Source organism: Pseudoxanthomonas sp. SGT-18 (genome assembly GCF_003931645.1).
Taxonomy (GTDB): Bacteria; Pseudomonadota; Gammaproteobacteria; order Xanthomonadales; family Xanthomonadaceae; genus Pseudoxanthomonas.
In genome coordinates this window covers 41114-67524 of sequence record NZ_RRYJ01000007.1, presented here as the reverse complement: position 1 = coordinate 67524, position 26411 = coordinate 41114, and the positions used below count along the sequence as shown (strand labels likewise).

Sequence of the window (26411 nt, the reverse complement as noted above, 5' to 3'; positions counted from 1 at the left end):
CCAGGCCTGGCGCCACGCCGACGGAACGCTGCGCGATTCCGTCGTGTTCTCCATCATCGACACCGAATGGCCGGGGGTGCGCAGCCACCTCCGGTTCCGACTGGATTCGCACGCATGAGCAGGAAGTATTCCATCGGCATCGTCGGCGCCCGCGGGCATACCGGCGCCGAGCTGATCCGCCTGGTGGCGGCCCACCCGCAGCTGGAGCTGGCGTTCGTGTCCTCGCGCGAGCTGGACGGCCAGCGCGTGGCCGACCACAACGACGCCTACCAGGGCGAACTGCGCTTCGAGAACCTGGCCCACGAACAGGTCGCGGCCAAGGGCGCGGACGTGGTGGTGCTGGCGCTGCCCAACGGCAAGTCCGGCGAGATCGTCGCCGGCATCGATGCCCAGGCCCCGGACACCCTGGTGGTCGACCTGTCGGCCGACCACCGCTTCGACCCGGCCTGGTACTACGGCCTGCCGGAGATCACCCGCGGCGGCTACCAGGGCCAGAAGCGGATCAGCAATCCCGGCTGCTACGCCACCGCGATGCAGCTGGCGATCTGGCCGATGCTCGAGTACCTGGCCGGCCCGCCGCAGTGCTTCGGCGTGTCCGGCTACTCCGGCGCCGGCACCACGCCCTCGGACCGCAACAACCCCGAGCTGCTGCGCGACAACCTGATGCCGTACGCGCTGGCCGACCACATCCACGAGCGCGAGGTCTCCGCGCAGCTGCGGGTCCCGGTGGAGTTCATGCCGCACGTGGCCCCGCACTTCCGCGGCATCACCATGACCGTGAACATGTGGCTGGCCGAGCCGCTCAAGGCCGACTGGGTGCGCGCGCGCTACGAGCAGCGCTACGCCGGCGAGCCGCTGGTGCAGGTGCTGGAGCATGCGCCGTGGGTGAGCCGCATCGCCGGCCGCCACGGCGTGGAGATCGGCGGCTTCACCGTGGCCCCGGGCGGCAAGCGCCTGGTGGTGGTGGCCACCCTCGACAACCTGCTCAAGGGCGCGGCCACCCAGGCCATGCAGAACATCAACATCGCGCTGGGACTGCCCGAGCTGGCGTCGATCCCGGCCTTAAAGGAGAGTGCCCATGGCTGAGCTGCTGTGGCAGAAGCCCGGCGTGGCGGTGGACGCGCAGATCCAGCGTTTCCTCGCCGGCGACGACGTGGTCCTGGACCGCGAGTTCTTCCTGCACGACATCGCCGCCAGCACCGCGCACGCCGAGGGACTGCAGCGCATCGGCATCCTCTCGGCCGAAGAGCTGGAAGGGCTCAAGCGCGAACTGGCGATCCTGGCCGAGGACTTCCGCAGCGGCGCCTTCGTGCTCGACGAGCGCTACGAGGACTGCCACTCGGCGATCGAGTCGCGCCTGACCGAGCGCCTGGGCGATGCAGGTCGCAAGATCCACACCGGCCGCAGCCGCAACGACCAGATCCTGGTCGCCACCCGGTTGTGGCTGAAGGAGAAGCTGGCGCGGGTGGCGCAGCTGTCGCGCGAGGTCGCGCGGGTGGCGTTGGACCGCGCCGTCGCCGAGAAGGACCTGCCGATCCCGGGCTACACCCACATCCAGCGCGCCGTGGTGTCCTCGGCCGGCATGTGGTGGGCCGGCTGGGCCGAGGCCTTCATCGACGACGCCATCCGCGCCGCCGACACGCTGAAGCTGGTGGACTGCAACCCGCTGGGCACGGCTGCCGGCTACGGCGTCAACCTCAGGCTGGACCGCGAACACACCACCGCCGCGCTGGGCTTCGCGCGCATGCAGGTCAGCCCGGTGTACGCCCAGCTGTCGCGCGGCAAGTTCGAGCTGGCCGCGCTGGAGGCCCTCGGCAGCGCGACCCTGGACCTGCGCCGCCTGGCCTGGGACCTGTCGCTGTACACCACCGCCGAGTTCGGCTTCGTCGCGCTGCCGCCGCAGTACACCACCGGCAGCTCGATCATGCCCAACAAGCGCAACCCGGACGTGATCGAGCTGATGCGCGCCACCCACGCCAGCGTGGCCGCCGCGCGCACCGAGATCGAGCAGCTGCTGTCGCTGCCCTCCGGCTACCAGCGCGACCTGCAGTCCTCCAAGGGCGCGATCGTGCACGGCTTCGCCCGCGGCCTGGCCGCGCTGGAACTGCTGCCGGCGCTGCTGGCCAACCTGGAGTGGCGCGGGGACAAGCTGCGCGCGGCGATCGACTCGGGCATGTATGCCACCGACGTGGCGGTCGAGGCCGCGATCGCCGGCGTGCCGTTCCGCGAGGCCTACAAGGCCGCCGCGGCCAGCGCCGACACCGCGGGGCAGGGGCGCACGCCGGAAGGCAGCCTGGCCGCGCGCACCTCGCCCGGCGCGGCCGCGGACCTGCGCCTGGCCGAGCTGGAAGCGCGCTGGGCCGCCCTGTAAGGGGCCGGCTGGCGCAGTGGTAGACGCGGGCGGCGCGCCGTCCGCGGAAGTGCAACGACGGTTTGCCGACAGGAAGGACGCACCATGAAGCACTACCTCGTCATCGCCATGCGCCGCCCGGGCTTCGACCCGGCCGTGGTCGCGCCGCACCTGGCGTACCTGGACGACCTGGACGCGCGCGGCCTGCTGGCCGCTTCCGGTCCGTTCGCCGACGGCAGCGGCGGCGCCTACGTGCTGCGCGGGCTCGCCAGCCTTGGCGAGGCCCAGGCCGTCGCCGCCGCCGATCCGCTGGCGCTGACCGGCAGTTCCAGCCTGGAGGCGCGCGAGTGGACCCTGGCCGCGCGGGGCAAGGGCCAGGCATGAGCGACGCGGCCCTGTCCCTGCACCTGCAACCGCTGCCGGCCTGGCGCCGTGCCGTGCTGAAGGTCGGCAGCAGCCTGCTGGCCGCCGATGGCGGCGGGCTGTCGCCGCGCTTCGCCCTGGGCCTGGCACAGTTCGTGTCCTCCTCGGTGCTGGCCGGGCGCGAGGTGGTGGTCGTGTCCTCCGGCGCGGTCGCCGCCGGCCGCGCCATCCTGCCGCGCGCGGCCGAGGCCGGCGCCGCCATCGCCCAGCGCCAGGCGCTGGCCGCGCTGGGCCAGGCACGCCTGATCGAGCTGTGGCAGCGCTTCTTCGAGCGCCCGGTGGCGCAGGTGCTGCTGACCCACGACGACCTGCGCAACCGCCGCCGCTACCTCAACGCCCGCGCCACCCTCAAGGAGCTGCTGGCGCTGGGCACGCTGCCGGTGGTCAACGAGAACGACACCGTCTCGGTGGACGAGCTCAAGCTGGGCGACAACGACAACCTGGCGGCGATCGTCGCGGCCCTGATCGATGCCGACGTGCTGTTCATCGCCACCGACATCGACGGCCTGTACGACGCCAATCCGCGCGGCAACCCGCAGGCCCGGCTGGTGCCCGAGGTGGCCGAGCTGACCGCGGAAGTGCTGGCCATGGCCGGCGGCAGCGGCAGCGCCGTGGGCACCGGCGGCATGCGCACCAAGCTGGAGGCCGCGGCCAAGGCCGGCGCGGCCGGCATCGACACCGTGCTGTTCAACGGCCGCCGCCCGGAGGTGGTGCGCGAGCTGGTCCACGACCGCCTGCATGGCACCCGCATCCGCGCCGCGCGCAGCCGCATCGCCGCGCGCAAGTACTGGCTGCGGCACGCGCCGGTGGAGCGGGGGGCGCGGATCGTGGTCGACGCCGGCGCCGCCGCCGCGCTGGCGGCCAAGGGCGCCTCGCTGCTGCCCGGCGGCGTGGTCGCGGCCGAGGGCGAGTTCCGCCGCGGCGACATGGTCGAGGTGGTGGTGCGCGGGGACGGCGGCGTGCGCGCCGTGGCCCGCGGCATCAGCCAGTACTCGGCGGTGGACGTGGCCCGCATCGCCGGCCGCCACTCGCGCGACATCGAGTCGATCCTGGGCTACAACTACGGCGGCAACGTGATCCACCGCGACGACCTGGTGCTGCTGCCGGCCTGAGCCGGCGCCAGCCCCGGCCGGCGCGGCATGGCCCGGACCGAACCAGGAGCAGGGAACGACCATGAGCGACATCAAGACCCAGGCACTGCAGGCGCGCGAAGCCGCGCTGGCCATCGCCCAACTGTCCACGGAAGGCAAGAACGCGCTGCTGCGGGCGATGGCCGATGCGCTGGAGGCCGACGCGGCCGCTATCCTGGAGGCCAACGCGCGCGACATCGAGGCGGCGGTGGCCAAGGGCGTGGGCGCTGCCATGCAGGACCGCCTGCGCCTGGACGACAAGCGCCTGCAGGGCGTGGCCAACGCGCTGCGCGAGGTGGCGGAACTGCCGGACCCGGTGGCCCAGGTGACCCGCGCCTACGACCGCCCCAACGGCATCCACGTCGAGCGCGTGCGCGTGCCGCTGGGCGTGATCGCGATGATCTACGAGGCCCGCCCCAACGTGACCGCCGACGCCGCCGCGCTGTGCCTGAAGGCCGGCAACGCGGTGATCCTGCGAGGCGGCTCGGAGGCGATCCATTCCAACACCGCCATCGCCGCCGCGCTCAAGCGCGCCCTGCGCGAGGCCGGGCTGCCGGAGGCGGTGGTCACCCTGGTCGAGGACCTGCGCCGGGAAACCATCCTCGAGCTGATCCAGCTCAACGACATCGTCGACCTGGTGATCCCGCGCGGCGGCGAGGGCCTGATCCGGTTCGTGGCCGAGCACGCGCGGGTGCCGGTGATCAAGCACTACAAGGGCGTGTGCCACCAGTACGTGGACGCGCCGGCCGACCTGGGCATCGCCCTGGAACTGCTGGTCGACGGCAAGGTCTCGCGCCCGGCCGCGTGCAACTCGCTGGAAACCCTGCTGGTGCACGCCGACGTGGCCGCCTCGTTCCTGCCGCGCGCGGCGCGCGAACTGCGCGGGCGCGGGGTCGAGCTGCGCGGCTGCGAGCGCAGCCGCGCGATCGTGCCGGACATGGTCGAGGCCACCGAGGACGACTACGCCGCCGAATACCTGGACCTGATCCTGGCGGTGCGCGTGGTCGACGGCCTGGAGCAAGCCATCGAGCACATCCAGCGCTACACCTCCGACCACACCGAGGTGATCGTCACCGCCGACGCCAGCCACGCCGAGCGCTTCGTGCAGGCGCTGCGCTCGGCGGTGGTGATGGTCAACGCCTCCTCGCGCTTCTCCGACGGCGGCGAGCTGGGCCTGGGCGCGGAGATCGGCATCTCCACCACGCGCCTGCACAGCTACGGCCCGATGGGCCTGGAGGCGCTGACCGTGGAGCGCTTCGTGGTCCGCGGCGAGGGCCAGGTGCGGCACCCGGACCTGCTGGCGCAGGCGGACGAGTAGGCCTTACCAGCGGTCCTCGAGGTGGCCCGGGCGGCACGCCGCCCAGGCGCCGCACAGCATCAGCAGCACGCACCCGGCCAGGAACGCGAACGAGGCGCCCCAGCCGTGGCTGCGCGCGTGCAGCAGGCCGAACAGCAGCGGGCCCAGGCAGCTGAGCGCGTAGCCCACGCCCTGGGTGAAGCCGGACAGCGCCGCCGAGCCGGCCGGCGAGCGCGTGCGCAGGTTCACCAGGGTCAGCGCCAGCGGGAAGGTGCCCGGGCCCAGGCCCAGCAGCGACACCCACAGCACCGGCGCGGCCAGCGGCGCCCAGTACAGCCCGGCGAAGCCGGCCAGGTGGCAGCCCGCGCACAGCAGGGCGATGGGGTAGGGATTGCGCAGGCGCGCGGCCAGCGCCGGCATCACCAGCGCGCTGGCCAGGCCCAGGGCCGAGAACAGCGCCAGCATGGTGCCGCCGAACGCGGCGCTGGCGCCGGCCTCGACCATCAGCCCCGGCAGCCAGGTGAACAGTGCATAGGTCACCAGCGAGGTCATGCCGAACATCAGCGCCATGCCCCAGCCCAGGGCGGTGCGCCAGACCCGGCCGCGGGCGGCCGCCGGCAGTTCCGGCGCCGCGTCGCCGGGCCGCACCGCCGCCTCGTGCACCCGCGCCAGTTCGCTGCCGGGCTCGCGTTCGCGGCGCAGCACCAGCAGCCACGGCAGCAGCGCGGCCAGCGCCAGCAGCGTCCACAGGCCCAGCGACGCCCGCCAGCCGGCCGCGGTGGCCACCGGCACCGCCAGCAGCGCCGGCAGGATGGTGCCGACCTGCAGCACGGTGATGTACAGCGAGCTGAGCGTGCCCACGCGCTCGGGGAAGTAGCGCTTGACCAGTGGCGGCAGGATCACGTTGCCGATGCCCATGCCGGCCAGGGCCACGGCCGAGGCGGCCAGCAGGGCGGCGCTGGAGCCGCCCAGGGCGCGCCACAGCAGGCCGGCGCTGGCCAGGCCCATGGACAGCGCCGCGGTGCGTTCCAGGCCCAGCCGGTGCGCCAGGCGCGGGGTGCCGACGCCGGCGGCGGCGAAGGCGGCGGTGGGGACCATGCCCAGCAGGCCGGCGAAGGCCGGGCCGAAGCCGAACTCGCGGCCCAGCACGTCCAGCAGCGGGGTCAGCGAGGTGACCGCGGTACGCAGGTTGAACGCGGCCAGCACGATGCCGGCCAGCACCAGCGCGCGCCCGGAAGTCCTGGCCGCGCCTGCGGAAGGGGATGCATGCATGCGATGGCCTCGCGGCGGCTGCGGTTTTTCCGGATCCCGGAAAGCAAAAACCGGCGCGAGGCCGGTCTGCGTACCGCTTGAAGATTGGTCGGGGAGACAGGATTCGAACCTGCGACCTCTACGTCCCGAACGTAGCGCTCTACCAGCCTGAGCTACACCCCGACAGGGCGCGCATCATACTGGATATCGAAGCGGCTGGGCAAGGATTTCCCGAAAAATTTTTCACCTCACTCGCCGGGCTTGGCCGCGGTGGTCGGGGCGCCGGTCGCCGCGCGCCGCGCGAGCACCGCCTCGCGGTGCGCGATGTAGGCGTTGGCGGCCAGGATCACCAGCGCGCCGGCCAGGGTCCAGGCATCGATCGCCTCGTCGAACAGCAGCCAGCCGAACACCGCCACGATCGGCAGCTGCATGAAGCCGATCGGGGTCAGCGCCGAGACCTCGCCCAGCTTCAGTGCGCGCGTCCACAGCATGTGCCCGCCGGTGCCGAACATGCCGGCGGCCACCACCCACAGCCAGGCGGTGCCCTGCGGCCAGGTCCACACGCCCAGCGCCGGCACCAGCGACATCGGCACCCACAACAGGGTGGTCCAGATCACGATGCGGTCGGCCGGCTCGGTGGCCGACAGCTGCTTGATCTGGATGGCGACGATCGCCGACAGCAGCGCCGCCATCACCGCCACCAGGGTGCCGGTGCTGAAGCCGGTGGTGCCGGGGCGCACGATCAGCAGCACGCCGATGAAGCCCAGCACCACCGCGGCCCAGCGCCGCGCGCGCACGCGCTCGCCCAGCATCGCCGCCGCGGCGATGGTGGCGAACAGCGGGGTGGAGTAGGACAGCGAGATCGCCTGCGCCAGCGGCAGGTGGCCGATCGCCCAGAATCCGGCCAGCATCGAGCAGATGCCGACCAGGCAGCGGAACAGGTAGCGCGGGAAGTGCTGCGTGCGCAGCAGCCCGGGGCCGTGGCGCAGCAGCAGCGGCAGCGCCGCCAGCAGGCCGAAGAAGTTGCGGAAGAACGCCACCTCGAAGGTGTGCAGGCTGGCCGAGGCCAGCCGGATCGCCACCACCATCAGTCCGAACAGCGCGGTGCTGCCCAGCATCAGCAGCGCGGCACGCAGCGGTACCGGAAGCGGGCGGCGCGCGGAAGACATCAGCTTCCCCAGTCCGCGCCGACCAGGCGTGGCTCCGGTTCCAGCGCCACCCCGAAGCGTTCCCGCACCGAGGCGGCGATGCGCCGGGCCAGGTCCAGCAGCTGCAGGCCGGTGGCGCGGCCGTGGTTGACCAGCACCAGGGCGTGGCCGGCGGACACCCCGGCGTCGCCGTCGCGGAAGCCCTTCCAGCCACAGGCGTCGATCAGCCAGCCGGCCGACAGCTTGCGGGTACCGGCCGCGTCGCCGGGGAATACCGGCAGCGCCGGGTGCGCGGCGCGCAGCGCCTCGGCCAGCGCCTGCGGCACGATCGGGTTCTTGAAGAAGCTGCCGGCGTTGCCGACCCGTGCCGGGTCCGGCAGCTTGCGCCGGCGGATGCGGATCACCGCCTCGGCCACCTCGCGCGGGCCGGGCGCGGAGGCGCCCATGGCGGCCAGCTCGTCGGCCAGTCCGGCGTAGTCCAGGCGTGGCGCGGCGGTGCGCGACAGCTCGAATTCCACCGCGGCCACGATCCAGCGTCCGGGCTGGCGCTTGAACGCGCTGTCGCGGTAGCCGAAGGCGCAGGCGGTGCGGTCCAGCCGCACCCAGCCACCGGCCTGCAGGTCCCAGGCCTCCACCGCGGCGATGTGCTCGCCGACCTCCACGCCATAGGCGCCGATGTTCTGGATCGGCGCGGCGCCGACGCTGCCGGGGATCAGGGCCAGGTTCTCCAGGCCGCGCAGGCCTTGCTCCACCGACCACATCACCAGGCCGTGCCACTCCGCGCCGGCCTCGGCGCGCACGCGCACGCGCCCGCCGTCGTCGTGCAGCAGTTCCACCCGGCGGCCGCCCATCACCAGCACCGCGCCAGGCGCGTCGCCGGCGAACAGCAGGTTGCTGCCGCCGCCCAGCGGCAGCAGCGGCAGGCCGCGCAGCTGGTCCAGGACCAGCGCCTCGGGCAGGGTGGTGCTGTCGTTGACCTGCAGCAGCCAGGGCGCGCGAGCGGGCACGCGGAAGGTGTTGCGCGCGGTGAGGTCCGCGTCGCGGACCAGCTGGTAGAGAGCAGTCATGCCGGCGGGATCATGCGTCGGCGGTGCCGCGGCTGGGGGCTTCCTTGCGCCGGCGCATCGCCTCCACGCATTCGGCCACCAGCTCCGGGCCGCGGTAGACCAGCCCGGTGTAGCACTGCACCAGGACCGCGCCGGCGGCCATCTTGGCCACCGCGTCGGCCCCGGAGAGGATGCCGCCCACGCCCACCAGCGGGATCGACTCGGGCAGGCGCGCGCGCAGGCGGCGCAGCACGAAGGTGGCCTGGTCCATCAGCGGCGCGCCGGACAGGCCGCCGGCCTCCTGCGCATGCGGCAGGCCCTGGACCCGGGCGCGGTCGACCGTGGTGTTGGTGGCGATCACGCCGTCCACGGCCAGGTCGGAGAGCACCCGCGCGGCGGCGTCGATGTCGTTGTCGCTCAGGTCCGGGGCGATCTTGACCAGCACCGGCACGCGCTTGCCGTGCTGCGCGGCCAGCCGCTCCTGCGCCTCGCGCAGGGTGCCGACCAGGCGCCGCAGCGCCTGTTCCTCCTGCAGCTCGCGCAGGCCGGCGGTGTTGGGCGAGGAGATGTTGACGGTGACGTAGTCGGCCAGCGGGTAGACGCGTTCAAGGCAGTACAGGTAGTCGCTGGCGGCGTCCTCGTTGGCGGTGTCCTTGTTCTTGCCGATGTTGATGCCCAGCAGGCCGCCCTTGCGTTGCGCGCGCTCGACGTTGCGCACCAGCACGTCCACGCCGTCGTTGTTGAAGCCCAGGCGGTTGATCACCGCCTGAGCCGCCGGCAGGCGGAACATGCGCGGCTTCGGGTTGCCGGGCTGCGGGCGCGGGGTCACGGTGCCGACCTCGACGAAGCCGAAGCCCAGCGCCAGCAGCGCGTCGATGTGGGCGCCGTTCTTGTCCAGGCCGGCGGCCAGGCCGACGGGATTGGGGAAGGTCAGGCCCAGCACGCGGGTCGGCAGCGGTGCGCTGCGGCGCGCCAGCAAGGCGATGGTGCCGCTGGCATGGGCCAGCTCCAGCGCCTTCAGGCCCAGGCCATGGGCGCGCTCGGCGTCGGCGCCGAACAGGAAGGGCCGGGCCAGGGAATAGATCGACATCAGCCCACCGAGGCCAGCCAGGCCACGCCGCCCAGGAACAGGAACACCACCATCAGGCCGAGCAGGCCCAGCACCACCGGCGCCCAGCCCAGGGCCAGGCCGACCAGGGCCATGCCGTCGCCGTCGAGGGTGCCGCCGGAACGGCGGATCTCGGAACGGGCCATGTGCCCGGTGACGATGGCCACCAGCGAACCCAGCAGCGGCAGCAGCGTCCAGCCGAGCAGGCCAGTGACGAGGCTGGTGACGGCCAGGGGGCTGGTCTTGGGGATCTGGTTCATTCGGTTTCCTGGGTGGTTCGGGGCGGCCGTGGCGGCGCGCAGGGGCGATTATTCCAGAAACCCGCGGCGCCGCCGCGGTTCAGGGCATGCGCCCGGTGCGCAGGGCATGGGCCCAGTCCGCGCGGCCCAGCTCCGCGGCCCGGTGCGCAGCGGCCTGGTGGTCGTACTCCACGGCCACCAGGTCGGCGTGCCAGCCGCCCCCGCGCCGCTCCAGCACGGCGTAGCGGGCGTGCGGGGTGCCGGTGCCGGACTGGTGGCGCACCGGGTACTCCGTATCGAATGCCGGCAGGCCGACGCTGCCGGGATTGCAGGCCAGGCGGCCGTCGTCCAGGCGCAGCTGGCGCGGGGTATGCGAATGCCCGCACAGCACCACCGCCGCGCCGGCGGCGTCGGGGTGGTCCAGGCGCGCAGCCGCGGCGTGGGCGCTGGCCGCGACCAGCACCGGTGGGGCGATGTCGTCCAGCAGGTACTGCAGGTCGCTGCCCGGGGTGCCATGGCACAGCAGCACCTCGTCCAGGCGCAGGCGCGGGGGCAGGGCGCGGATCCAGTCCAGCTGCGCGGCGGTGAGCGCCTGGCGGGCGTGGGCGTCGGAGGGGGCCAGCCCGGCCGGGTCGCCCAGCAGCTGGCGCTCGTGGTTGCCGGCGATGGTGGGCAGGTCCAGGGGGACCAGCCGCTCCAGGGTCTCGCGCGGCCACAGCGGGCCGGAGACGATGTCGCCGAGGTTCACGGTGAGGTCGCAGCCGCGGCGGGCGATGTCGGCCAGCACCGCCTCCAGCGCGGGCAGGTTGCCATGGATGTCGGAAATGGCGGCGATGCGCATCTCAGTCCGGGGTGCCGACGAAGATGCGCGTGTCGTAATCGAAATCGACGCGGCCGTCCACCGCGGTGGCGGCAAACAGCCCGTCCAGCGCGGCCATCATCGGTGCGTGCCGGGGATGGCCGGGGCGCGGGGCGTAGGAGGAGGACAGCAGGCGCCCGCGCAGCGCCTCCAGGTCCAGCCGCTGCGAATGCGGGAAGCGGGCCAGGCCGCGCAGGCCGCGGCCGAACCAGCGGCGCATGTGCGCGTCGTCGCCGTAGCGCTCGGACACGCTGGTGTAGTCCAGCCCGTACTCGCGCAGCAGGCGCTCGTAGCCTTCCAGGAAGGGCGTGCCGGCCAGCCGGCGCGAGTTCCAGTACACCGCCACCAGCCCGCCCGGGCGCAGGATGCGGCGCCATTCCGGCTTCACCACCTGTTGGTCGAACCAGTGGAAGGCCTGCGCCGCCGAGACCAGGCCGACGCTGTCATCGTCCAGGGTGGTGGCCTCGGCGCGGCCATCGACCGCGCGGAAGCGCGGATGCTTGCCCAGCCAGTCGACCGCCGCCTGGCGCATGGCGGCGTTGGGCTCCACCGCGACCACCGGGTGGCCTGCATCGAGGAACAGTTTCGCGGAAATGCCGGTGCCGGCGCCGATGTCGGCCACCGGCCAGCCAGCGTCCACGCCGTGTTCCTCGCGCAGCCATTGCAGCAGCGCCGGCGGATAGCCAGGCCGGTAGCGGACGTAGTCGGCGACGCGGTCGCTGAAGCGGGTGGTGGGGCTGAGGTCTTCCGCCACTGGAACCTCCATGCCGGCTGCAACGGCCACGTGCCGGTTGCGGGGCGCGGCCCGGCCGGAATGCCGGAGCCGCGCGGTGCGACCGGCGGCGGCTTGGCCGCCGCCGGCGCGGGTGCCGCTTACAGGTCGAACTTGATGCCCTGGGCCAGCGGGAGGGCGTCGGAGTAGTTGATGGTGTTGGTCTGCCGGCGCATGTAGACCTTCCACGCATCCGAGCCGGACTCGCGGCCGCCGCCGGTGTCCTTCTCGCCGCCGAACGCGCCGCCGATCTCGGCGCCGGAGGTGCCAATGTTGACGTTGGCGATGCCGCAGTCGCTGCCGGCCGCGGACAGGAACTTCTCCGCCGCCTTCAGGTCCTGGGTGAAGATCGCCGAGGACAGGCCCTGGGGCACGCCGTTCTGCATCTCGATGGCCTCCTCCAGCGAGCCGTACTTCATCACGTACAGGATCGGCGCGAAGGTCTCGTGCTGCACCACCGGATCGCTGTTGTCCAGGCCGGTGATGATGGTCGGCAGCACGAAGTGGCCGGGGCGGTCCAGCTTGCGCCCGCCGGTGACCACGGTGCCGCCGGCGGCCTTGGCCTTCTCGATCGTGGCCAGGTACTGCTGCACGGCCTCGGCGCTGTTGAGCGGGCCCATCAGGTGGTTGGTATCCAGCGGATCGCCGATCTTGCCCTCGACCTGCTTGTAGGCCTTGACCAGGGTGTCGAGCACGGTGTCGTAGATGGATTCGTGCACGATCAGGCGGCGGGTGGTGGTGCAGCGCTGGCCGGCGGTGCCGACCGCGCCGAACACGATGCCCGGGATCGCCAGCTTCAGGTCCGCGCTCTCGTCCAGGATGATGGCGTTGTTGCCGCCCAGCTCCAGCAGGCAGCGGCCCAGGCGGCGGGCGACCTTCTCGTTGACGATGCGGCCGACCTGGGTGGAGCCGGTGAAGCTGATCAGCGGCACGCGGCGGTCCTCGACCAGCTTCTCCGACAGCGCGGTGCCGGCGTCGTTGATCAGGAAGAAGATGTCCGGGAAGCCGCCGGCCTTGAGCGCCTCGTTGCAGATCTTCATCGCCGCGATGGCGGTCAGCGGGGTCTTGTTGGACGGCTTCCAGATGCAGACGTCGCCGCAGATCGCGGCCAGGAACGAGTTCCAGCTCCACACCGCGACCGGGAAGTTGAAGGCCGAGATGATGCCGACCAGGCCCAGCGGGTGGTACTGCTCGTACATGCGGTGGCCGGGGCGCTCCGAATGCATGGTGTAGCCGTAGAGCATGCGGCTCTGGCCCACGGCGAAGTCGGCGATGTCGATCATCTCCTGCACCTCGCCGTCGCCTTCGGCCTTGGACTTGCCCATCTCCAGCGCGACCAGCGAGCCCAGCGCGTCCTTGTTCCGGCGCAGGGCCTCGCCGCACAGGCGGATGGCCTCGCCGCGGCGCGGCGCCGGGGTGGTGCGCCAGGCCTTGAAGGCTTCCTGGGCGCGGGCGATCACCGCCTCGTAGTCGACCTCGGTGGTGGCGTGGACCTCGGCGATCACCTCGCCGGTGGTCGGGTTGGCCGGGCGCAGCACGCCCGCGCCGGTGGCGTCGGACCAGCGGCCGTCGCCGAGGTAGGTGCCGGAATTGGTGGCGCCAAGGCCCAGGGCCTGGAGCAGCGATGCGGACATGGAATCTCCTGGAAGGTGGATGCAGGCCGGTGCGCGCCACGCTGGCGCGCACCGGCCGGATTGCGTGGGCCGATTCTAGCAATGGCGGCAGGCGCGCCCTGGTGCACCGCGGCGTGCAATGCGCCCCTGCCCGGGTGGATTGGCCGCGCGCATGCGCCATGCGACAATCCGCCGTCCTGGCCCCGTAGCTCAGCTGGATAGAGCGTCCCCCTCCTAAGGGGAAGGTCGCACGTTCGAATCGTGTCGGGGCTGCCATCCTTCCCGCCCGCGCCATGGGCCCTGGCCTGCGGAACCCGCACCGCTGCGCCCGCGGCCTCCGCCATTGCATCACCGCCGGGCTGGCACGCCGCGCAGCGCATGTAGCAAGCTGTGTCTCCCTCCAGTCGGCGCCGATGCGATGAAGACCTACGAGGGCACCTGCCTGTGCGGCCAGGTCCGCGTGCTCGCGCGCGGGGAGCCGTTGCGCGTGGGCATCTGCCACTGCGCCAACTGCCGCCGGGAGAGCGGTACGGCGTTCACCTGGTACGGGGTGTGGCCGGCCGAGCGCTTCGAACACGCGGGGCAGACCACGGAATTCCGCGGGCAGCGCGCCTGCAAGGCCTGCGCCTCGCCGGTGTTCTCGCTCGACGCGAAGGAAGCGGAGATCAAGCTCGGCGTGCTGGCGCAGGCCCCGTCCGGCCTGGTGCCGGGCTACGAGCTGTGGGTCAAGCGCCGCGAGCCGTGGCTGGCACCGGTGCCCGGGGCCGAGCAGTACGAGGAGGACCGCAGGTAGCGGTCCCGGGCGGGGCGCTGCCGGCGCAGGCGGGCCAGCCGCGCCGCGCGTGCGGCATGCGCCCGGAAACAGGGGCAAACGCAAGGAGGAAGATGCATGCAGGCCAGTTCGGAGTTCTTCGTGGGGTGGGGCACCCTGTCGCTGATCAACGCGGGCCTGGCGCAGGCCAAGGGCCGCAGCGGCCTGGGATGGTGGCTGGCGTCGCTGCTGCTGGGGCCGCTGGCGACGTTGCTGGTGGTGGTACTGGATCCGGTGGCGAAAGCGCAGCCGTGAATCGCCTGGCAGGCGTTGCCGACGCTGGTGCCGTACCCGGCCATGCACGCTAACTGTTTCTTTGGCAACGGAAATTTTTCCGCGGATGTGGCGTTGCAGCACTTGACACGGCCCCTGTGCATCGTGTCCTCTTGACGGCCATGTCGAACCGCAACGCCACCGCCGTCCTCCTTCCGCCGCCGCGGCGGATGCGTGCGTGCGCGCCGGTCACCGGCATTACCACCGCGATTACCACCGCCACCGGTATTACCCGCCCGGTGCGGCCCGTCGTGTTCGTGTAACTGCGAAACCCACGGCCCCGCACCTGGATCAGGCGCGGGGCGACCCGCACCGATACGCGCGCTGGGCCTCACAACCGAGGTCTCCGATGTCGTCTGCCGCAGTCGCAAGTCCGTCCGAATCCCTCCCGCGCCCGTCCGCCGTCCGCACCGTCGTGCACAAGTTCGGCGGCACTTCCGTGGCCGATGCCGAGCGCTACCGCCACGTCGCCCGGCTGCTGCTGGCGCGCGACGAGGACATCCAGGTCATCGTGGTCTCGGCGATGAAGGGCGTCACCGACGCGCTGATCGCCCTGGCCCATGCCTCCGCGGCGGCGGGCGAGGGCGAGCCGGACTGGCGCGACGCCTGGCACGACCTGCGCGCGCGCCACCGCAGCGCGGCCGTGGCCCTGCTGGCCGAGCACGCCGGCGACGCGGTGGAGTGGATCGACCAGCGCTTCGACGAGCTGGCGCGGGTGCTGGAGGCGGTGCACGTGCTCGGCAGCCTGCCGGAGGAAGTGCTGCAGCGGGTGCAGGGCCTGGGCGAGGTGTACTCGGCGCAGCTGCTGGGCATGCACCTGCGCGCGCTGGGCGAGGACTGCGCGGTGCTGGACGCGCGCGAGGTGCTGGTGGTCACCCACGGCGAACTGGGCGTGGACGTGGACTGGGCGCGCAGCGCGGAGAAACTGGCGCGTTGGCGCCAGGCCAACCCGCAGCGGCGGGTGGTGGCCACCGGCTTCGTGGCGCGCGACCGCAACGGCCGCGTCACCACACTCGGCCGCAACGGCAGCGACTTCTCCGGCGCGATCTTCGCCGCCCTGTTCGAGGCCGACGAGCTGCACATCTGGACCGACGTGGACGGCGTGCTTTCGGCCGACCCGCGGGTGGTGCCGGAGGCGGTGCAGCTGGAGTCGCTGAGCTACGACGAGGCCTGCGAGCTGGCCTACTTCGGCGCCAAGGTCGTGCATCCGCAGACCATGTACCCGGCGATCGAGCGCGGCCTGCCGATCGTCATCCGCAACACCTTCCAGCCCGAGCACCCGGGCACCCGGATCAGCGCCGGGCGCGATCCGACCCGGCCGGTGAAGGGCCTGACCCTGAGCCCGAACCTGGCCCTGGTGAACCTCGAAGGCACCGGCCTGATCGGCGTGCCCGGCACCGCCGAGCGCGTGTTCGCCGCGCTGCGCAACGCGCGGGTCTCGGTGGTGATGATCTCGCAGGGCTCGTCCGAGCACTCGATCTGCTGCGTGGTCCGCCAGGACGACGCCGAGCGCGCCCAGGCGGCGCTGCTCAACGCCTTCGCCCACGAGCTGGCGATCGGCCAGGTGCAGCGCGTGCAGCACGTGCCGGGCATCAGCGTGCTGGCCGCGGTCGGCGACGGCATGGCCGGGCAGCCGGGCATCGCCGCGCGCCTGTTCGGCGCGCTGGGCCGCGCCCAGGTCAACATCCGCGCCATCGCCCAGGGCTCGTCCGAGCGCAACATCTCGGTGGCGATCGACAGCGAGCAGGCCACCCGCGCCCTGCGCGCGGCGCATGCCGGGTTCTGGCTGTCGCCGCAGACCTTCGCGGTGGGCGTGATCGGGCCGGGCAACGTCGGCGGTGCCCTGCTGGACCAGCTGATGGCCGCGCGCGGCAAGCTGCTGGATAGGGCGCGGCTGGACCTGCGCCTGCGCGCGATCGCCTCGCGCAGCCGCCAGCTGCTGGATCCGCGCGGGATCGAGGGCGACTGGCGCGAGGCCTACGCCGCCGCTCGCGAGCCGCTGGACCTGGACCGCTTCACCGCGCACCTGCTGGATTCGCACCTGCCGCACATGGTGATCGTCGACTGCAGCGGCAGCCCGCAGGTGGCCGACCGCTACGCGCAGTGGCTGGCCGCCGGCATCCACGTGGTCACCCCGAACAAGCAGGCCGGCTCCGGCCCGCTGCAGCGCTGGCGCGAGATCCGCGCCGCCGCCCAGGCCAGCGGCGCGCGCTTCCGCTACGAGGCCACGGTCGGCGCCGGCCTGCCGGTGATCTCCACCCTGCGCGACCTGCTGGACACAGGCGACAAGGTCATCTCGATCGAGGGCATCTTCTCCGGCACCCTGGCCTGGCTGTTCAACCGCTACGACGGCAGCGTGCCGTTCTCCAGGCTGGTGGCCGAGGCGCGTTCGCTGGGCTACACCGAGCCGGACCCGCGCGACGACCTGTCCGGCACCGACGTCGGCCGCAAGCTGGTGATCCTGGCGCGCGAGGCCGGCTGCGAGCTGAGCATCGAGGACGTGCAGGTGGAGAGCCTGGTCCCGGCCGCGCTGCGCGAGTCCAGCGTGGACGACTTCATGGCGCGCCTGCACGAGGTCGATGCCGGCTTCGCCGCGCGGCTGGCGCAGGCGCAGGCCAACAACAGCGTGCTGCGCTACGTCGCGCGCCTGGATGCCCAGGGCAAGGCCTCGGTCGGCCTGGTCGAGGTGCCGCGCGACCACGCCTTCGCCAACCTGCGCCTGACCGACAACATCGTCCAGTTCACCACCCGCCGCTACTGCGAGAACCCGCTGGTGGTGCAGGGCCCCGGCGCCGGCCCGGAGGTGACCGCCGCCGGCGTGTTCGCCGACCTGCTGCGGGTGGCCGCCGGCCGCGGGGCGCGCCTGTGAGCGGCGACGCGATGCAGCGCCAGGCCACGGCCTTCGCCCCGGCCTCGGCCGGCAACGCCGCGGTGGGCTTCGACATCCTCGGCTTCGCCCTGGCCGGCGCCGGTGACACGGTCACCGTGCGCCGCATCGCCGAGCCGCAGGTGCGCATCCGCCAGATCCGCGGTGCCGCCCATCCGCTGCCGCTGGAAGCCTCGCGCAACACCGCCGGCGTCGCCCTGGAGGCGATGCGCCGGGCGCTGCAGCTGCCGTTCGGCTTCGAGGTCGAGATCGACAAGGGCATCGCCCTGGGCTCGGGCATGGGCGGTTCGGCCGCCTCGTGCGTGGGCGCGCTGGTGGCCGCCAACGCACTGCTGGACCGGCCGCTGACACGGCACGCGCTGTACCCGTTCGCGCTGGAAGGCGAGGCGGTGGCCAGCGGCGGCCGGCATGGCGACAACATCGGCCCGATGCTGCTGGGCGGGCTGGTGCTGGCCACCGCCGACCGCCTGGTGCGGATCCCGGTGCCGGAGGCGTGGCACAGCCTGCTGGTGCACCCGGAAGCGGTGCTGGAGACGCGCAAGGCACGCGAGGCCCTGGCCGGCAGCTATGCGCTGCCGGAGTTCGTGGCGCAGAGCGCGAACCTGGCACTGGTGCTGGCCGGCTGCCATGCCGGCGACGCCGCGCTGGTGCGCGCCGGCCTGCGCGACGTGCTGGTCGAGCCGCGCCGCGCCGCGCTGATCCCGGGCTTTGCCGCGGCCAAGGCGGCGATGCTGGACGGCGGGGCGATGGGTGCGAGCATTTCCGGCGCCGGTCCCAGCGTGTTCGGCTGGTTCGAAAGCCGCGCCAGTGCCGAGGCCGCGGCCCCGGCGGTGCAGGCGGCGTTCGCCGCCGCCGGCCTGGACAGCCAGGCCTGGGTGGCGCCGCTGGACAGCCCCGGCGCTACCCTGCTGTAACCGCCATGCGCGGCCGGCGCCGGCCGCGCGTCCCCCATCCACCGCCGGCCGCGCCGCGGTCGCCCCAGGCCCCGACGGATCCATGATGAACTTCGTTTCCACCCGCAACGCCGCTCCCGCCGTCAACCTCAGCCAGGCCATTGCCGCCGGCCTCGCGCCCGACGGCGGCCTGTACGTGCCGCAGGCGCTGCCGGCGCCGCGCCAGCTGCGCCCTGGCGCCAGCCTGGCCGAGACCACCACCGCGCTGCTGGCGCCGTTTTTCGCCGGCGACGCGCTGGAGCCGGAGCTGGCGGCGATCTGCGCCGAGGCGCTCGATTTCCCGGTGCCGCTGGTGCCGCTGGCCACCCCGGGCGACCACGTGCTGGAGCTGTTCCATGGCCCCACGGCGGCGTTCAAGGACGTCGGCGCGCGCTTCCTCGCCGCCTGCCTGGCGCGCATCCGCCGCGGCGCGGACCGTCCGCTGACCATCCTGGTGGCCACCTCCGGCGACACCGGCGCCGCGGTGGCCGCCGCGTTCCATGGCCAGCCGGGCCTGCGCGTGGTGGTGCTGTACCCGGACGGCCGGGTCTCGCCGCGCCAGGCGCACCAGCTCGGCTGCTTCGGCGGCAACGTCTCGGCGCTGCGGGTGGCCGGTTCGTTCGACGACTGCCAGGCCCTGGTCAAGCGCGCGCTCAATGACGCCGAGCTGCAGGCGCAGGTGCCGCTGAGTTCGGCCAACAGCATCAGCCTGGGCCGGCTGCTGCCGCAGATGAGCTACTACGCGCACGCATCGCTCAGCCACCACGCGGCGACCGGGCGCGAGCTCAACTTCGTGGTGCCCACCGGCAACCTCGGCAACGCCCTGGCCGGGATCCTGGCGCGCGCGCTGGGCGCGCCGCTGGGGCGGATCGTGCTGGCGACCAATGCCAACCGGGTCCTGCCGGAGTTCTTCGCCGGCGACGCCTACAGCCCGCGGCCCAGCGTGGCCACCCTCGCCAACGCCATGGACGTGGGCGCGCCCAGCAACTTCGAGCGCCTGCTGTGGCTTTACGGCGGCGACGAGGCCGCGCTGCGCGAGGGCTTCACCGCGATCTCGGTCGGCGACGACACCATCCGCGCCACCATCCAGGCCCGCAGCCAGAAGCACGGCGAGGTGTTCTGCCCGCATACCGCCACCGCGGTGCACGTGCTGCAGGAGCTGCGCGCCGACGGCACCGATGGCGACTGGGCGGTTGCCGCCACCGCGCACCCGGCCAAGTTCGAATCGGTGGTCGAGCCGCTGGTCGGGCATCCGGTGGAGGTGCCGCCGGCCCTGGCCGAGCTGCTGGCGCGCCCGGCCCAGGCCGAGCCGGTGCCGCCGGAGTACGAGGCCCTGCGCGCGCACCTGCTGCGCTGACACGACGGCCGGCGGCCCGGCGCGGGCCGCTGGCTAGAATGCCGCTTTCCGCCAGGGGCCGAACTGCATGCCGTACACCCCGATCGTGGCCACGCTCGGCTACGTGCTTTCGCCGGACCGCTCGAAGGTCCTGATGATCCACCGCAACGCGCGCCCGGACGACCACCAGCTGGGCAAGTACAACGGCCTGGGCGGCAAGATCGAGCGCGACGAGGACGTGCTTGCCGGCATGCGCCGCGAGATCCGCGAGGAGGCCGGCATCGAGTGCACCTCGATGCAGCTGCGCGGGACCATCAGCTGGCCGGGCTTCGGCAAGCACGGCGAGGACTGGCTGGGCTTCGTGTTCGTGATCGACGGCTGGACCGGCACGCCACTGCAGTCCAATCCCGAGGGCACGCTGGAGTGGGTGGAAATCGAACGCCTGGACGAGCTGCCGATGTGGGAAGGCGACCGCAACTTCCTGCCGCTGGTGTTCGACGGCGACCCGCGGCCATTCCACGGGGTGATGCCGTACCGCGACGGGCGCATGCAGTCCTGGAACTGGTCGCGCATGTGAGATGTTCCACGCCCCGCGCCGTTTTCCACACCGGATGTGGAAAGCAGCGGGAAAAGCGTGTGGATAAGCGCGGCGCGCGCTTGCGGCACAAGCATGTCAAGATGGGTGGCGAAATTTTCGCCAGCCCCCGCGGGGTCGGGGACGCGGTTTTCCACACCGCCTGTGGATGGTTCGCGGACAAGTATGTGGATAACCACCGCGACGCCTTGTGTGACGGACTCGTCAAGATCCCTGGCGAAAAATTCGCCACTGTCCCGCGGTGTGCGGATCGATGGTTCCGATGTTCCACGGATCGCCAGGCGGTGGGTGGGCATGTGTTCGATCACGCGCGGCAACCGCTGCATCCGTGCGGCGCGCGGTAAAGCGCGCAGGCGCGGCGGGTTTACCGATGTGGCGTGGTGGGGTGCGTGCGGCCAGGCGCGCATGGTTGCGTGCCCGCGCAGCGTAAACGGTGCGCGGGCAGGGCGGGTTTACGGGCGACGGCGCGCGGCTACTGCGCGGTCCAGCCGCCGTCCAGCACCAGGCACTGGCCCGTGATGTTGCGCGCGGCCGGCGAGATCAGGAACGCGGTGGTGCCGGCCAGTTCGTCCATGCCGATGAACACGCCCTTGGGCATGGGCTTGAGCATCACCTGCGACACCACCTCCTCCTCGGAGATGCCGCGGGTGCGCGCCTGCGCCGCGATCTGGCTGTCCACCAGCGGGGTCTTCACATAGCTGGGGCAGATGGTGTTGATGGTGATGTCGGTGTCCGCGGTCTCCAGGGCGATGACCTTGGAGAAGCCGACCAGGCCGTGCTTGGCCGCCACGTAGGCGCTCTTGAACGGGCTGGCGACCAGGGCGTGGATGCTGCCGATGTTGACGATGCGGCCGTAGCCGCGCTCGCGCATGCCCGGCAGCACCGCGCGGGTCAGGCGGGCCACGCCGACCAGCATCACCTGCACCAGGAAGTCCCACTTCTCCGGCGGGAACTCTTCCAGCGGCGCGACGTGCTGCAGCCCGGCGTTGTTGACCAGCACCTCCACCGGGCAGGAGATCGAGGCCAGGGCCTGGGCCACGCTGGCGTCGGAGGTCACATCCAGCGCCACCGCCTCGGCCGAACCGCCGGCGGCGCGGGTCTCCGCGGCGACCACGGCGGCCGCCTCGGCCGACAGGTCGCTGACGACCAGGTGGTGGCCCGCGGCCGCCAGCTCGCGGGCGATGCCGGCGCCGATGCCGCTGGCCGCGCCGGTGATGAGGATGTTGCGCATGGGCGTCTCCGGTGGCTCGCCACGACTTTAGCAAGCGCCCGCGGCGGCGGAAGCCCCGCCGCGCACCCGGCTTCGACCGCCGCGGGCGTATCCTGTGCGCCTCCCACGCAGGCCTTACGCATGTCCCGCCACTTCTCGATGCTGCGCGACTTCCAGCTCGCCGACTGGTTCACCCTGGCCAACGCCTTCTGCGGCACCGGCGCGGTGTTCGCGGCGATGCGCTTCCTCCAGGACGGCCGGGTGGGCGACCTGCTGGCCGGCATGGCGCTGATCCCCGCGGCCTTCATCTTCGATGCCCTGGACGGGCGCGTGGCGCGCTGGCGCAAGTCGTCCTCGACCCTGGGCCGGGAGCTTGACTCGCTGGCCGACGTGATCTCCTTCGGCCTGGCCCCGGCGGCGCTGGCCTACGCCTGCGGCATGCAGGGCGGCTGGGACTGGCTGGTGCTGTCGTACTTCGTCGGCTGCGGCGTCAGCCGCCTGGCGCGCTACAACGTCACCGCCGAGCAGCTGGCCGGCGAGGAGGGCAAGGTGAAGTACTTCGAGGGCACGCCGATCCCGACCAGCCTGGTGCTGGTGGTGGTGCTGGCGGTGGCCGCCTGGCAGGGCCGGATCGGCGCCGACCTGTGGTGGGGCCAGTGGCAGCTGGGGCCGTGGCAGCTGCACCCGCTGGTGCTGCTGTTCGCCCTGTCCGGCTCGCTCATGATCAGCAAGACCATCCATATTCCCAAGCCGTAAGGGCCCCGCGCGCCGCCGCTGCTAGAATCGGCGGCGACACCGGAGAGGCTCATGGCCAACGCATCTTCGCCCGGCGACCTCGATTCGCTGGCGCGCCAGTACTGGGATACCTGGAGCGGACTGCTCGGCGTTGGCCTGCGGCCGGAAGCGGCGGAGGAGCCCGCGCCGGCCGCGTTCGACTGGTACGCGCGCATGCAGCAGCTGGCCGCGCAGTTCGCCGAGGGCGGCGGCAGCGCCGCCGAGATCGCCGCGGCCTGGAGGCAGATGCTGGGCGGGCAGGACGGCAGTCCCTTCGCCGGCGTGTTCCAGGGCCTGCCCGGCGGCATGGGCGCGGCCGTGGCCGGCTGGCCCGACCAGGTGCGCCCGTTCGTCGAGGCCGTGCTGCGCCCGCTGCGGCAGCAGGCTTCCGAATGGTTTGGCCGTCCCGGCCTGGGCCCGGCGCGCGAGCACCAGCAGCGCCTGCAGGCGCTGGCCGCGGCCTGGCAGGAGTGGGAAGAGCGCAACGAGGCGTTCACCGCGCTGCTGTCGCGCATCGGCCAGGATGCCTTCGCCCGCTTCGAGCGCCTGCTGGAGCAGCGGCAGGAGAACGCCGAGCAGCAGCTGGCCAGCGCGCGGGCGCTGTTCGACCTGTGGATCGACGCCGCCGAGGAGGCCTGGGCCGAGGCTGCGCTCTCGGAGGAATACCAGCAGCAGTACGCGGCGCTGACCAATGCGCTGATGCGCGTGCGCCAGGGCCTGCAGCAGGAAGTCGAGCGCCTGGGCGCGCTGCTTGGCCTGCCCGGGCGCAGCGAGGTGGACGCGGTGCACCGCAAGGTCGCCGAGCTGGAGCGCAGCGTGCGCGAACTGCGCCGCGCCGCGGGACTGGCGCGCAACGCCGCTGCGGTGCCCGGCGCCACGCCGCGTGTGCCGCGCAAGGAAAAGGCCGCCGCGGCGCCGGCAGGCGCGGGCAGGCCAGCCGCGCGCAAGGCCGCGCCGCGCAAGGCCACAGCCACCGGCGCTAAAGCCGGGGGCGACGCCAGGGCGCGCAGCGCGCAGCCCCCCAAGGCAGCCGCCAAGGCCTCCGCCAAGGCAACGCGGTCCGCCAGGCCGGCGGCTCCGAAGAAGGCTGCTGCCGCCAAGTCCGCTGCAGCGCCCAAGGCCAGGGCCTCCGCCAGGGCGAAGCCGGCCGTGGCAAAGAAAGCCGCGGCGAAGAAGGCTGTCGCGACGCCGAAGAAACCGGCCGCACGCAAGGCCGCCGCGACACGGACGCCGGCCCCCGCGGCCGCGTCGCCCCGGCCGGCCCAGGCACGCGCGCGCAAGGCGCAGCCGGCCGGCGGCGCGCAGGTGGTCTCGATCAAGGACTGGGTCAACCGCAACCTCGCCACCGGCAAGGCGGGAGGTAGCCGCGGAGGCCGTGGCGGATGAGCGGGCAGGGTGGTCCCTTCCGGTTCGACCCGCTGGCGCTGGCGCAGGAAGCCATGCAGTTCCAGCGCCGGCTGGCCCAAGGCCTGCAGGTGCTGGCACGGGTGGGCGAAGTGGACTACGGGGCCACCCGGCGCGAGGAGGTCTGGCGCGACGGCAAGACCGTGCTCTACCGCTTCGTCGGCGAGCGCGAGCCCAGCGGGCCGGCGCTGCTGATCGTCTACGCCCTGGTCAACCGCCCGTACATGGTCGACCTGCAGGCCGACCGCTCGCTGGTGCGCGGGCTGCTGGAGCTGGGCCTGGACGTGTACGTGCTGGACTGGGGCTACCCGGACCGCTCCGACCGCTACCTCACCCTCGACGACTACATCAACCGCTTCATCGACGGTGCGGTGGACCACCTGGTCGAAGCCATCGGCGGCCCGGTCAACCTGTTGGGCGTGTGCCAGGGTGGCGCGTTCTCGCTGTGCTACGCGGCGCTGCACCCGGAGAAGGTGCGCAACCTGGTCACCATGGTCACCCCGGTGGATTTCCAGACCCCGGACAACATGCTCTCCGGCTGGGTGCGCGGGCTGGACGTGGACCTGTTCGTGGACGCGCTGGGCAACATCCCCGCCGACCTGATGAACGCCAGCTACCTGATGCTCAAGCCGTTCCGCCTGAACCTGCAGAAGTACGTGGGCCTGGTGGACGCGCTGGAGGATCCGAAGGCGGTCGAGGACTTCCTGCGCATGGAGAAGTGGATCTTCGACTCGCCCGACCAGGCCGGCGAGGCCTTCCGCGAGTTCATCAAGCAGTTCTACCAGGGCAATGCCTTCATCAACCGCAACGCGCGCATCGGCGGGCAGCCGGTGGACCTGGGCTTCGTCGACATGCCGGTGCTGAACATCTACGCCGAGCAGGACCACCTGGTGCCGCCCTCGGCCTCGCGCGCGCTGGGCGGCCTGGTCGGCACCGACGACTACACCGAGCTGGGCTTCCGCGGCGGGCACATCGGCCTGTACGTCTCCAGCCGTGCCCAGCGCGAGGTGCCGGCGGCGATCCAGCGCTGGCTGGCGGCGCGGCAGGGCTGAGTCCCGCCGCCCGGCGCCGCCCGGCCAGACTTCGCGCCATCCCCGGAAGCCGACCATGAGCGCCACCGGCCATCCCGACCTCACCAAGCACTTCCCGCGGGCCGCGCGCCGTGCCCCCGGACGGGCACGGGCCAGCGCCTGCCTGCTGGCCCTGGCCCTGGTGCCAGCCGCGCTGGCCAATGCCGGCAGCGATGCCGAAATCCGCGCCCTGATCGCGGCGCTGGGCGACTCCGGCTGCCGCTTCCAGCGCAACGGCCGCTGGCACGAGGCCGCTGCCGCGCGCGAGCACCTGCAGCGCAAGTACGAGCATGCCCGCCGCCGCGGCCTGGAGGGTACGGCCGAGGAGTTCATCGAGCGTGCCGGCAGCCGTAGCAGCCTGACCGGACGCCCGTACCGGGTGGCCTGCCCGGGCGAGCCTGAACGCCCGGCAGGCGAGTGGCTGCGGCAGCGCCTGCAACGACTGCGCGGCGACGCGGGGCAGCGCTAGACTCCGGCCAGGTACCATCGGAGTCGGCCATGAGTGCAACGTCCACGAGCGGCCTGGCCCGCTCACTCAACGACCGCATGATCGCCGGCGTGCTGGGCGGCATTGCCCGCCGTTTCGGCTGGAGTTCGACCTGGCTGCGGATCATCTACGTGGTCGGTTCGGTCGTATCCGCCGCCTTCCCGGGCGTGCTGGTCTACCTGATCCTGTGGCTGCTGATCCCGAACGAGTCCGATTGAGCCGCGCCGCCCGCGTCCTGCGTGGGCTTGCTCTGGTGCTGGGCGTGGTGTGGGCCTCGCCCTGGACGCTGCTGGGACTGCTGGCGGGGCTGGCGGGGCTGCCGCTGGGCGCGCGCCTCCGCCTTGCCCGACGCGAACGGGCGCTGCTGTTTGCCGGCTACCCCTGGGGACCGGGCGGGGCGATGACCTTGGGCAACGTCATCCTGTCCACCGGACCCGACCTCGACGCCAGCTGCGCCACCTACGAGCACCGCGCCGGCCGCTGCCGCCAGCGGCAGGTGCGCCTTGGCGACCACGAACGCGCCCACGTCTACCAGTACATGCTGCTGGGGCCGCTGTTCGTGCCGGTCTATTTCCTCTGCGGCGGGATTTCGGTGCGCAACCCGCTGGAGCGCGCCGCCGACCACTACGCCCTGCATGGCCATGGCTGGTGGCCGTGGCGCCGCTAAACGCCGGCTGACTGTCCCCTGCCTGTAACCACCGTGTCCCCGGGTGGAAACACGGTCTGGCTACGTTGGTTGCACGTGTTCCTAACGCCCAGGTGTCCACACTCCCCGGCCTGGTCGGACAAGAACAAGAAGAAGAGGAAAGGCCATGTCGTCGATAGTGCTTTACGTGGGCGGAAGCAAGGACGGGAAGCGGGGCTTCGTGCCCAACGGCTTCACCAAGTCCATGCTGGAGACCGCCGAACATGGACGCGAGATCTACGTCGAGCGGATGGTGCGCCTGGCCCGCTACGGGACGGTGCGGATCATGGCGCTGGAGAGCCTGTGCGAAGACCTGGTCGCACGGCTGGCCGGAAGGCATTTCGAGGCGGCCGCCCAGGCGGCCTGACCTCGGCCAGGGGGGGCGGCGGCCCCGCGAAGGCCGCCGCCCCCGGCGGCAGGGAAACCGGAGGGCCCGCGCAAGCGGGCCCTTTTCGTTGGGGGCAGGGTCCTCACGGCACGGCCGGGCCGGGTTCCGGCCTGGCGTGGCGCAAGGTGGGGCGGGGGCTGCGCGGCGCTGGTTCCGGTCGGGAGTGGGCCGCGACATGGTTCGCGCGCGGAAACGAGGACGCCCCGGCCGTCGGACCGGGGCGTCGCGTATCTGGTGCCGAAGGTGGGACTCGAACCCACACGGTTTTAAGGCCGGCGGATTTTGAGTCCGCTGCGTCTACCATTCCGCCACTTCGGCGCGGG

General features: G+C 72.7%; 28 protein-coding genes, 3 tRNA genes and 1 pseudogene. 21 read left to right on the top strand and 11 right to left on the bottom strand.

From position 1 onward, the window contains the following. Nucleotides 1-10: 10 nt before the first annotated feature. From EIM47_RS15965 to EIM47_RS10625, 6 genes and pseudogenes are all read left to right on the top strand, one after another. Nucleotides 11-118, top strand: a pseudogene (locus EIM47_RS15965) (GNAT family N-acetyltransferase); the annotation flags it as partial. After that, entirely contained in the window at nucleotides 115-1086 is a 972-nt protein-coding gene (gene argC, locus EIM47_RS10645) for an N-acetyl-gamma-glutamyl-phosphate reductase (protein ID WP_125076872.1), read from the top strand. The pseudogene EIM47_RS15965 and the gene argC, both read left to right, overlap by 4 nt. After that, entirely contained in the window at nucleotides 1079-2371 is a 1293-nt protein-coding gene (gene argH / locus EIM47_RS10640; RefSeq protein ID WP_125076871.1) for an argininosuccinate lyase, read from the top strand. Before argC ends, argH begins: the two co-directional genes overlap by 8 nt. An 84-nt stretch (nucleotides 2372-2455) precedes the next feature. Next, the gene (locus EIM47_RS10635; protein ID WP_125076870.1) at nucleotides 2456-2734 is read left to right on the top strand and encodes a YciI family protein; all 279 of its coding nucleotides are present in this window, start codon (nucleotides 2456-2458) and stop codon (nucleotides 2732-2734) included. Next, nucleotides 2731-3885: a glutamate 5-kinase gene (proB, locus tag EIM47_RS10630; RefSeq protein WP_028915285.1), complete on the top strand. Its 1155-nt coding sequence runs from the start codon at nucleotides 2731-2733 to the stop codon at nucleotides 3883-3885. The genes EIM47_RS10635 and proB overlap by 4 nt, the downstream gene beginning before the upstream one ends. Nucleotides 3886-3946: 61 nt before the next feature. Then, a complete protein-coding gene (locus tag EIM47_RS10625; protein WP_028915284.1) occupies nucleotides 3947-5221 on the top strand; it encodes a glutamate-5-semialdehyde dehydrogenase in 1275 nt (424 codons plus the stop codon). Between the two features lie 3 nt (nucleotides 5222-5224). Here the strand turns inward: EIM47_RS10625 and EIM47_RS10620 are convergent, their stop codons facing one another. From EIM47_RS10620 to EIM47_RS10580, 9 genes are all read right to left on the bottom strand, one after another. After that, the gene (locus EIM47_RS10620) at nucleotides 5225-6472 is read right to left on the bottom strand and encodes an MFS transporter (RefSeq protein ID WP_026010524.1); all 1248 of its coding nucleotides are present in this window, start codon (nucleotides 6470-6472) and stop codon (nucleotides 5225-5227) included. 85 nt (nucleotides 6473-6557) lie between these two features. Then, nucleotides 6558-6634: transfer RNA gene (locus EIM47_RS10615), tRNA-Pro, on the bottom strand. 65 nt (nucleotides 6635-6699) lie between these two features. Further along, the gene (locus EIM47_RS10610; protein ID WP_019398664.1) at nucleotides 6700-7620 is read right to left on the bottom strand and encodes a DMT family transporter; all 921 of its coding nucleotides are present in this window, start codon (nucleotides 7618-7620) and stop codon (nucleotides 6700-6702) included. Next, complete coding sequence (murB, locus tag EIM47_RS10605; RefSeq protein ID WP_028915282.1) at nucleotides 7620-8666, bottom strand: UDP-N-acetylmuramate dehydrogenase; 1047 nt, start codon at nucleotides 8664-8666, stop codon at nucleotides 7620-7622. The genes EIM47_RS10610 and murB overlap by 1 nt, the downstream gene beginning before the upstream one ends. A gap of 10 nt (nucleotides 8667-8676) precedes the next feature. Next, entirely contained in the window at nucleotides 8677-9729 is a 1053-nt protein-coding gene (locus tag EIM47_RS10600; RefSeq protein ID WP_028915281.1) for a quinone-dependent dihydroorotate dehydrogenase, read from the bottom strand. Nucleotides 9730-9734: 5 nt separating this feature from the next. After that, nucleotides 9735-10013 carry a DUF4190 domain-containing protein gene (locus EIM47_RS10595; RefSeq protein WP_019398661.1) on the bottom strand — a complete coding sequence of 93 codons (279 nt, stop codon included), beginning with the start codon at nucleotides 10011-10013 and terminating at the stop codon, nucleotides 9735-9737. Nucleotides 10014-10092: 79 nt separating this feature from the next. After that, nucleotides 10093-10833, bottom strand: coding sequence for a metallophosphoesterase family protein (locus EIM47_RS10590; RefSeq protein WP_125076869.1), 741 nt, complete (start codon nucleotides 10831-10833; stop codon nucleotides 10093-10095). 1 nt (nucleotide 10834) lies between these two features. Further along, entirely contained in the window at nucleotides 10835-11617 is a 783-nt protein-coding gene (locus tag EIM47_RS10585) for a class I SAM-dependent methyltransferase (protein WP_205948715.1), read from the bottom strand. 107 nt (nucleotides 11618-11724) lie between these two features. Continuing rightward, entirely contained in the window at nucleotides 11725-13257 is a 1533-nt protein-coding gene (locus EIM47_RS10580; protein ID WP_125076867.1) for an aldehyde dehydrogenase family protein, read from the bottom strand. Between the two features lie 178 nt (nucleotides 13258-13435). On the opposite strand from EIM47_RS10580, the gene EIM47_RS10575 reads away from it, so the two are divergent. From EIM47_RS10575 to EIM47_RS10550, 8 genes are all read left to right on the top strand, one after another. Then, a tRNA-Arg gene (locus EIM47_RS10575) sits at nucleotides 13436-13512 on the top strand. A 142-nt stretch (nucleotides 13513-13654) separates the two neighbouring features. Further along, nucleotides 13655-14029, top strand: coding sequence for a GFA family protein (locus EIM47_RS10570; RefSeq protein WP_125076866.1), 375 nt, complete (start codon nucleotides 13655-13657; stop codon nucleotides 14027-14029). A 96-nt stretch (nucleotides 14030-14125) separates the two neighbouring features. After that, nucleotides 14126-14302: a hypothetical protein gene (locus EIM47_RS15675; RefSeq protein WP_019398656.1), complete on the top strand. Its 177-nt coding sequence runs from the start codon at nucleotides 14126-14128 to the stop codon at nucleotides 14300-14302. A gap of 140 nt (nucleotides 14303-14442) precedes the next feature. After that, nucleotides 14443-14583 (top strand): hypothetical protein, encoded by a 141-nt coding sequence (locus EIM47_RS15670; protein WP_019398655.1) that lies wholly within the window; start codon nucleotides 14443-14445, stop codon nucleotides 14581-14583. Between the two features lie 86 nt (nucleotides 14584-14669). Next, entirely contained in the window at nucleotides 14670-17189 is a 2520-nt protein-coding gene (thrA, locus tag EIM47_RS10565; RefSeq protein ID WP_125076865.1) for a bifunctional aspartate kinase/homoserine dehydrogenase I, read from the top strand. An 11-nt stretch (nucleotides 17190-17200) separates the two neighbouring features. Further along, nucleotides 17201-18121: a homoserine kinase gene (locus EIM47_RS10560; protein ID WP_050992165.1), complete on the top strand. Its 921-nt coding sequence runs from the start codon at nucleotides 17201-17203 to the stop codon at nucleotides 18119-18121. 82 nt (nucleotides 18122-18203) lie between these two features. Continuing rightward, a complete protein-coding gene (gene thrC, locus EIM47_RS10555; RefSeq protein ID WP_028915276.1) occupies nucleotides 18204-19496 on the top strand; it encodes a threonine synthase in 1293 nt (430 codons plus the stop codon). A 67-nt stretch (nucleotides 19497-19563) separates the two neighbouring features. Further along, entirely contained in the window at nucleotides 19564-20052 is a 489-nt protein-coding gene (locus tag EIM47_RS10550; RefSeq protein WP_019398651.1) for an 8-oxo-dGTP diphosphatase, read from the top strand. A 490-nt stretch (nucleotides 20053-20542) separates the two neighbouring features. Here EIM47_RS10550 and EIM47_RS10545 read toward each other — a convergent pair whose 3' ends face one another. Next, nucleotides 20543-21301 carry a 3-hydroxybutyrate dehydrogenase gene (locus EIM47_RS10545; protein WP_125076864.1) on the bottom strand — a complete coding sequence of 253 codons (759 nt, stop codon included), beginning with the start codon at nucleotides 21299-21301 and terminating at the stop codon, nucleotides 20543-20545. A 120-nt stretch (nucleotides 21302-21421) separates the two neighbouring features. On the opposite strand from EIM47_RS10545, the gene EIM47_RS10540 reads away from it, so the two are divergent. The 7 genes from EIM47_RS10540 (at nucleotide 21422) to EIM47_RS10510 (ending at nucleotide 26067) form a co-directional block, all read left to right on the top strand. Continuing rightward, the gene (locus EIM47_RS10540) at nucleotides 21422-22036 is read left to right on the top strand and encodes a CDP-alcohol phosphatidyltransferase family protein (RefSeq protein ID WP_019398649.1); all 615 of its coding nucleotides are present in this window, start codon (nucleotides 21422-21424) and stop codon (nucleotides 22034-22036) included. Between the two features lie 51 nt (nucleotides 22037-22087). Then, the gene (gene phaE, locus EIM47_RS10535) at nucleotides 22088-23440 is read left to right on the top strand and encodes a class III poly(R)-hydroxyalkanoic acid synthase subunit PhaE (protein WP_125076863.1); all 1353 of its coding nucleotides are present in this window, start codon (nucleotides 22088-22090) and stop codon (nucleotides 23438-23440) included. Further along, entirely contained in the window at nucleotides 23437-24510 is a 1074-nt protein-coding gene (locus tag EIM47_RS10530; RefSeq protein ID WP_019397665.1) for a class III poly(R)-hydroxyalkanoic acid synthase subunit PhaC, read from the top strand. Before phaE ends, EIM47_RS10530 begins: the two co-directional genes overlap by 4 nt. 55 nt (nucleotides 24511-24565) lie before the next feature. Beyond that, complete coding sequence (locus EIM47_RS10525) at nucleotides 24566-24997, top strand: DUF5329 domain-containing protein (RefSeq protein WP_019397666.1); 432 nt, start codon at nucleotides 24566-24568, stop codon at nucleotides 24995-24997. 29 nt (nucleotides 24998-25026) lie between these two features. After that, a complete protein-coding gene (locus EIM47_RS10520; RefSeq protein WP_037034920.1) occupies nucleotides 25027-25233 on the top strand; it encodes a PspC domain-containing protein in 207 nt (68 codons plus the stop codon). Nucleotides 25234-25250: 17 nt separating this feature from the next. Continuing rightward, nucleotides 25251-25682 (top strand): hypothetical protein, encoded by a 432-nt coding sequence (locus EIM47_RS10515; RefSeq protein ID WP_125076941.1) that lies wholly within the window; start codon nucleotides 25251-25253, stop codon nucleotides 25680-25682. 145 nt (nucleotides 25683-25827) lie between these two features. Further along, entirely contained in the window at nucleotides 25828-26067 is a 240-nt protein-coding gene (locus tag EIM47_RS10510; RefSeq protein WP_037034918.1) for a hypothetical protein, read from the top strand. 253 nt (nucleotides 26068-26320) lie between these two features. Here EIM47_RS10510 and EIM47_RS10505 read toward each other — a convergent pair. Next, nucleotides 26321-26406: transfer RNA gene (locus EIM47_RS10505), tRNA-Leu, on the bottom strand. Nucleotides 26407-26411 lie beyond the last annotated feature (5 nt).